At 55.8% G+C, this 1,298-nt stretch carries 1 rRNA gene; it reads left to right on the top strand.

Annotation, left to right across the window (positions count from 1 at the left end):
* A 23S ribosomal RNA gene (locus ACLVWQ_RS40520) occupies window positions 1-1,298 on the top strand; the annotation flags it as partial.

Here is a 1,298-nt window from a genome sequence, read left to right on the forward strand (position 1 = left end):
AGCCTCTAGCGAGTTTCATGGCGGCCCGTACCCTAAACCGACTCAGGTGGTCAGGTAGAGAATACCGAGGCGTTCGGGTGAACTATGGTTAAGGAACTCGGCAAAATGCCCCCGTAACTTCGGGAGAAGGGGGGCCATTCTTGGTGATCCGATTTACTCGGTGAGCTGGGGGTGGCCGCAGAGACCAGCGAGAAGCGACTGTTTACTAAAAACACAGGTCCGTGCGAAGCCGTAAGGCGATGTATACGGACTGACGCCTGCCCGGTGCTGGAACGTTAAGGGGACCGGTTAGTGCACTTTCGGGTGTGCGAAGCTGAGAACTTAAGCGCCAGTAAACGGCGGTGGTAACTATAACCATCCTAAGGTAGCGAAATTCCTTGTCGGGTAAGTTCCGACCTGCACGAATGGCGTAACGACTTCTCGACTGTCTCAACCATAGGCCCGGTGAAATTGCACTACGAGTAAAGATGCTCGTTTCGCGCAGCAGGACGGAAAGACCCCGGGACCTTTACTATAGTTTGATATTGGTGTTCGGTTCGGCTTGTGTAGGATAGCTGGGAGACTTTGAAGTCATGGCGCCAGCCATGGTGGAGTCGTCGTTGAAATACCAGTCTGGTCGTGCTGGATGTCTAACCTGGGTCCGTGATCCGGATCAGGGACAGTGTCTGATGGGTAGTTTAACTGGGGCGGTTGCCTCCTAAAGAGTAACGGAGGCGCCCAAAGGTTCCCTCAGCCTGGTTGGCAATCAGGTGTTGAGTGTAAGTGCACAAGGGAGCTTGACTGTGAGACCGACGGGTCGAGCAGGGACGAAAGTCGGGACTAGTGATCCGGCGGTGGCTTGTGGAAGCGCCGTCGCTCAACGGATAAAAGGTACCCCGGGGATAACAGGCTGATCTTCCCCAAGAGTCCATATCGACGGGATGGTTTGGCACCTCGATGTCGGCTCGTCGCATCCTGGGGCTGGAGTCGGTCCCAAGGGTTGGGCTGTTCGCCCATTAAAGCGGTACGCGAGCTGGGTTTAGAACGTCGTGAGACAGTTCGGTCCCTATCCGCTGTGCGCGTAGGAATATTGAGAAGGGCTGTCCCTAGTACGAGAGGACCGGGACGGACGAACCTCTGGTGTGCCAGTTGTCCTGCCAAGGGCATGGCTGGTTGGCTACGTTCGGGAGGGATAACCGCTGAAAGCATCTAAGCGGGAAGCCTGCTTCGAGATGAGTATTCCCACCAACTTGATTGGTTAAGGCTCCCAGTAGACGACTGGGTTGATAGGCCGGATGTGGAAGCCCTGTAAGGGGTGG

Source organism: Streptomyces sp. CWNU-52B, from assembly GCF_047444975.1.
In the GTDB taxonomy this organism is placed as follows: domain Bacteria; phylum Actinomycetota; class Actinomycetes; order Streptomycetales; family Streptomycetaceae; genus Streptomyces.